Origin of the sequence: Bradyrhizobium sp. (assembly GCF_049586575.1) — a bacterium.
Classification (GTDB): Bacteria; Pseudomonadota; Alphaproteobacteria; order Rhizobiales; family Xanthobacteraceae; genus Bradyrhizobium.
This window is the reverse complement of record NZ_JBAVCF010000338.1, coordinates 1-5,967: the sequence shown is the minus strand read 5'-3', so window position 1 is coordinate 5,967 and position 5,967 is coordinate 1. Positions and strand designations below refer to the sequence as shown.

Annotated in this window: 4 protein-coding genes; 1 reads left to right on the top strand and 3 read right to left on the bottom strand. The window is 64.4% G+C overall.

Going from position 1 to position 5,967, the window contains the following annotated elements:
* On the top strand, nt 1-305 hold a 305-nt coding region (locus WB528_RS13195; RefSeq protein ID WP_423888856.1), incomplete at its 5' end, for a hypothetical protein.
* Between the two features lie 142 nt (nt 306-447).
* On the opposite strand, the gene WB528_RS13190 is transcribed toward WB528_RS13195, so the two are convergent.
* The 3 genes from WB528_RS13190 to WB528_RS13180 all read right to left on the bottom strand — a co-directional run.
* Complete coding sequence (locus WB528_RS13190) at nt 448-834, bottom strand: hypothetical protein (RefSeq protein ID WP_423888855.1); 387 nt, start codon at nt 832-834, stop codon at nt 448-450.
* Between the two features lie 125 nt (nt 835-959).
* Nucleotides 960-3,023, bottom strand: coding sequence for a hypothetical protein (locus WB528_RS13185; RefSeq protein WP_423888854.1), 2,064 nt, complete (start codon nt 3,021-3,023; stop codon nt 960-962).
* A gap of 193 nt (nt 3,024-3,216) precedes the next feature.
* Nucleotides 3,217-5,967 (bottom strand): DUF4159 domain-containing protein (locus tag WB528_RS13180; RefSeq protein ID WP_423888853.1); only part of this gene is annotated, 2,751 nt, incomplete at its 5' end.

Here is a 5,967-nt window from a genome sequence, read left to right as displayed (position 1 = left end):
CGAATGCGCCATTTTTGGCCGCAAGTTGCGCTGCCTGCGAGGAAGGCTGTGTGGCGGATGAGGTCGACGTTGACTGCGCCGTCGTCGTGGACGCTGGATGCCGCTCGGCCGTGTGTGATGGCGGCTTTTTGCGCACGACGGTGGTTGGCTTCGGCGCCGTCACTTCGACGCTAGGGAGCTCCATCGGGGCATTTCCGCCGACCGGCGCGTCCGCTGTTTGCGCGAGAACGGCGGCATTTGAACCGAGCAGCAATATTGCACCGGAAAGAAGAAGGATGTCTTTGAGCGAAGATGCCATATCCTGATCCTGAAACGCGTCGCCGTCGGTCTGGCTTGTTGAAGCTGCCAACGGACGCAAGCCGTCAGTGTGACGGGCTATTTCGATTCAATCCGCGAACACGGCTGCAAGCGACCAGCCGTCGAACACGGATCACGGAACGATCGAAATCAGGAGAGGGGAGGAGCGCGCGATTGAAACGCGACGCGCGTCGCGTGCAGATGAAGAAATGCCGTAGCGATGGTTCGGCGCGGCAGTTCGACGGCCTGCGGCAGTGGCAAGGCCGGCGGGGCTGCGGCCACGGCCGTGCTCGCCAAAGCGATAACGGCACAGATGGCGCAGAAATCATCCGGGTGCTGATCCGAATCGGGAGCAGGCGCCGGCAGCTGTTGAGTGGATTGTATCGATGGCGCGGCCTGCGCTGCAATCGGATGGAAGTGGCCGAACGAAAACGCAAGCTGGACGGCGAGCGCAAACAGCGCAGCCCGCGCACCAAGTTTGATCTTCGACCGCACCCACTTCATGCCGTTAGCGCCCCACGCCGGAGCCGGTAACACCCGGTAGCTCCGACGTTATAGTGTAACATCGCAAGCGCGACGCCTGGATGTCAATCGTGGTCAGCGCCGGAAAACAATCTGTGAGTTGGTGGCGACGCGATCCAAAGCTGCGCAACCAAGCGAGATCAGCGTCCCTCGCGCAGCCAGGTCGCCGCGAATGCGCCGAGCAGCAGTAACAAGCCGACCAGGCCGGCGAAGATCGGCAAGACGCCGACGCCCCTGACGACGCTCGCATCGCGCATCTTCACGCCCATCCAGCCGTCACCGCGGAAAATGCTGGATGAATGAACCGGCACGATACGGGGCAGGTCGATGCCCGAGCTGTTGGCGATGCGCCGCACGTCGCCGCCGGTTGCCTGCGCCAGCGGCCTCAACGTTTCGGTGGTCGAGGTGACTTCGGAAAATTCCTTTGGATTGGTGGGGCCGACATTGATCAAGGCTTTCAGCGTGCCATCGGTCGCCTGCCATAGTCCGAGCTCATTGGCTGGCATGGTCGCCGTCCACATTCCCGGCTCGCCGGCGCTCAAGGTCAACTCGCGCGTGGCGCCCGACGGCGAGGTCACCGTCACCGGCGCGACGCTATCGGCCATGGTCTGACGCTCGACGACGAGGTCGTGGCCGTGCACCTGCAAATGCAGCGCCTCTTCGTCGAGGTCGGGCTGTTTCATCAGCCAGTGCGACATGCGCCGCAACAGGTCGAGATGCGGGCCGCCGCCTTCATAACCGCGCGCCCACAGCCAGATGTGATCCGACAACAGCAGCGCGACGCGACCCTCGCCAAATCGCGACAGCAACAGCAACGGCTTGCCGTCCGCGCCGGTCATCACCGGCGGGCTGGTTGCGTTACGTGTGTCCACGGTGCGGAAGAAGCGGCTCCAGTGTGGTGGATCGCTGCTCGAGCCTTCGAGGCCGCGCGTGACGGGGTGACGTTTGCCGACATCGCTGAGCATGGCATAGAACGGCTTCTCGGTGACGCCGACGGGTTCTGCCGGCAATACCGAATCCAGCGGCGTGCGCCAGATGCTGGTGGACGATGCGTAGTCGGGGCCGGCAGAGACCAGCACCGCGCCGCCCGAACGCACGTAGCGCGCGATATTGTCGAAATAGGCGATCGGCAGCACGCCCTGACGCGCATAGCGATCGAAGATGATCAGCTGGAATTCGTTGATCTTCTGCTGGAACAGCTCGCGGGTCGGAAACGCGATCAGCGACAATTCGTTGATCGGGGTGCCGTCCTGTTTCTCCGGCGGGCGTAGAATCGTGAAATGCACGAGATCGACGCTGGGATCGGATTTCAGCAGATTGCGCCAGGTGCGCTCTCCGGAATGCGGCTCGCCCGAGACCAGCAGAACGCGCAGCTTGTCGCGCACGCCGTCGATTGCAACCACCGCGCGGTTGTTGACGAGCGTCAGTTCATTTTCGAGGGGCGAAGCCTCGATCTCGACGATATTGGGTCCGGCGTGCTTGATGTCGACATCGATATTGACGGTCTGGCCGCTGACGACGTTGCGCTCGTTGATCGTTTCGCCGTCGACGCGCACCACGACCTTGGCCCGCTGGCCCGTGACGCCCTGGTCGTCGAGCCGATAAGTGATGGTCTGCGCCTGTCCGACAATGCCAAACCGTGGTGCAGCGGCAATCGCAATTCGGCGGTCGCGTTCATCCTTGCGGCCGGTGATCAGCGCATGGAGCGGCGCCTGGAAGCCGAGCGCGGCAGCGTTCGCCGGGATGTCATGCACCCGTCCGTCGGTGATCAGGAAAGCGCCGGCGACACGATCGACCGGGACGTCCGAGAGCGCCGACGACACCGCGCCGAACAGTTTGGTGCCATCGGTCTCGCCATCGGCCTGGCCGGCTTCGACCACACGTACTTCGAGGCCGGGGATTTTCTTGAGGCTCTCGACCAGGGCTTGCTGCGCGCGCGCGGTTTCGCCGGTGCGATCGCCAAAACTCTGGCTTGGACTTTTATCGATGACGACGGCGGCTACGGACGACAGCGGTTCACGTTCTTCGCGGGTGAACGACGGATTGGCGAGCGCCAGCAGAAGCAAACCCAATGCCGATAGCCGCAGCCACGCGCCACGCGGGCGTCCGAGCAACAGCAATCCCGCAATTACGACGATCGCAGCCAGCGCCGTCCAGAGTACAGCCGAGGGGATCAGCGGGGTAAACGCGATGCCGTAGTTCATGGCGTGAGCCTGTCAATGATCTCGCTAGCGCCGCCTGTTTGAAGCTCCTGCATTACACGCGGCGAATTCGATCCGGGAGCTTCAAATAGAAAAACGGCACAGGAATTACTGGCTTCGCCAGTGCCCAGGACCTTCCGAAGTTCGTGGAAGTGGGCGTTGCGATGGAGCACGAGCTTCGGAAAGGGGGCACTAGTCATTGTCCCAACCGTTCGATCAATGCCGGTGCGTGCACCTGGTCGGCCTTGTAGTTTCCGGTCAGCGTGTACATCACGATGTTGACGCCCGCCCGGAAGGCAAATTCGCGCTGGCGCGGTTCGCCAGGCGACAGCGGCAGCATCGGTTGTCCGTCGGGGCGTATCGCCCAGGCGCCGGCCAGATCGTTGGAAGTGATGATGATGGGCGAGACGCCGTCGCCGCCGCGTGCCGGATGCGAAGCGGTGTCTTCGTCCTCGTTGCGCGGCAGCGCTTCGACCCAGGTCTGGCCGCTATCAAAGCGGCCCGGAAAATCGCGCAAGAGATAAAACGTCTTGGTCAGCACATGCTCGCGCGGCACCGGTTCGAGTTCGGGCACGTCGAGCGAGGAGAGAATCTCGCGCAGCGTCCGCATGCCCGGCGTTTGCGACGCGCCATTGTCGCCGGGCGGCGCCTCGATCGCGTCGCGTGTATCGAACAGCACGGTGCCGCCCTGTTTCATGTAGGCGTCGATTTTGTCGATCGCCGCCTGCGGCGGTTTTGGCGCGCCCGGAACCACCGGCCAGTAGATCAGCGGGAAGAAGGCGAGTTCGTCATGCGCCGGATCGATGCCGACGGGGTCGCCGGCCTCGAGCGCGGTGCGTTGTGCGAGAAACAGCGTGAGGCCCGACATTCCGGCCTTTACGATGGAATCGACGTCAGCGTTGCCCGTCACCACATAGGCCAGATGAGTTTGCGCTGTGGCCTTGATGGCGAATTCGTCGGCCGCACTCTCGGCCTTGGTCGGTGAAGGCAAGCCCATCGGCAGCAACAGCGCCAATAACAATGCAGCCGGCGCCGCGCGCCGTCGCAACAGGGTGGCGATGCCGCCGCCGAGAAGAGCGACCACCACAGCATCGATCAGGAACAGCGCGAGCGAAGACGAGAGCAGGATGCCGCGCAGGTCGCGCGGTTCGGAATTGGTGTAGTTCGCTCGTCTCGCATGAAGGGCGGACGTATCGAGCGGGACGATGCGGTCCGACACGGCCAGCGTATTCACCGCGAGCGGTCCATCGGCGGGACCGTAAAATCCGGGCGGGTGATCGAGCGTCGCGCGATCGCGGAAATCGGCGGCGAGCGGTTTTGCGGTCGAAGGCGGCGGCCCGAATACGCCAAAGCCATCGAGTATGCGCAGCGGCGCCACCGTTTCCGGCTTCGCTTCGCTTGCCGCGTCCGGAGCCGGGCCCGATGCATAGCCGGAAGTATCGACGATCCGCTGCAGCATTTCGACGAAGGAGCCCGACAACGGCAGATTGGACCAGCGCACATCGCCGCTGACGTGAAACAGGACCAGCAATCCCTTGCCGCGGCGCTCGCCCGTGACGAGCGGCGTGCCGTCTTCCAGCGAAGCCCAGCTCTTTGTCGGCAATACCGCGTCGGGCTCGGCCAGCACCTGGCGGTTGATGGTAACGTCCTTGGGCACCGGAAGGCCGGCGAACGGTCCATCGGGTGCGAAGGCTGCGAGGTGCTGCGGCTTCTCCCATGTCAGGCTGCCACCAAGGCTGCGGCCGCCGCGACGCAATTTCACCGGCACCAGGTCGTCGTCGGCTTGCGCAAGCCGCGGCCCGGCAAAGCGCACGAGGACGCCGCCATGTTCGATCCACGCATTGATGCGTTCGCGAATTTCCGGCGACATGGTGCCGACATCGGCCAGCACGATCATCGGCAGCTTCTGATCGAGAAATTGCGCGATCGCCTGCTGTGGCGCGCCACCGCGATCGCCCTGCCTGACGTCGGCAAACGGCGCCAGGGCCCGGGTGAGATAGAATGTCGATGCGAGTAGCGGCTGCGCGGTATCGCTGCTCGATCCGGAGACCACGCCAACGGCGCGCCGCCGCCATCGTTTGTCGAGCAATTGCACCGCACCCGCCGAGCGCTCGCCCGATATTTCGAGCCGGGCAATGTCGTTGCGCAGTTCGACCGGCAGGTCGAACGCAGCCTCGGTCTCGCGTTCGCCCGGCGCAAAGGCAAAGCGCGCCTCGCCAATCGGCGAGCCTTTCTGGTCTAGCCCGCGGACGGTGCCGCTACCAATATCGCCGTTGGCGCGAAGCACCTTCACCGTCATCTTGGCGGCGGCATTTTCGGCGGCCGCCAGCGCCAGTGCAGGCGGCGTGCCGCCTTCGAAAACCGTGAGCGTGCGATCGCCTACGACCTTGCTCAGGCCCGCGAGGAAGTCCGCGCCGCGCCCGCTATCGACCCCGTCCGACAGCCACGCGATGTCGCAATCGCCGGTCGCTTTGAGGAACCGGTCGATGGCGCTCAGGGTTTCCACCCGATCGATGGCATATGGCTTGGGCGTAAGTTGGCGTAGCGCCACCCGCGCCGTGCCGCCCGGCATGATCGCAATGTCGCGCGTGGGTTCGGACAGCGGGATAAGGGCGACGCCGCGTCGATCATTGTCGGCATTGGAAATCAATTCGTCCGCGGCTTTTACCCGCGCATCCCAACTGGAGGCCGCACTCCAGCCATCGTCGATCATGATGGCGAGCGGTGCACGCGAGGTCGACGCGCCTGCGGGCGGATTCCAGATCGGACCGGCCGCGGCCAGAATGATCAGCGCCGCCGCGGCGAGACGGAGCGCCGTCAGCCACCACGGCGTACGCGAAGGGGTTTCCTCCTTCGGCGCAATATCGAACAACAGCCGCGTCGGCGGAAACTCGATGCGCCGCGGCCGCGGCGGCATCACTCGCAACAGCCACCACAGCAGGGGCAG

What these genes read in the sequence shown, in the direction of transcription:
- WB528_RS13185 (WP_423888854.1), bottom strand. Translation starts at nt 3,023, where the DNA reads ATGAACTACGGCATCGCGTTTACCCCGCTGATCCCCTCGGCTGTACTC.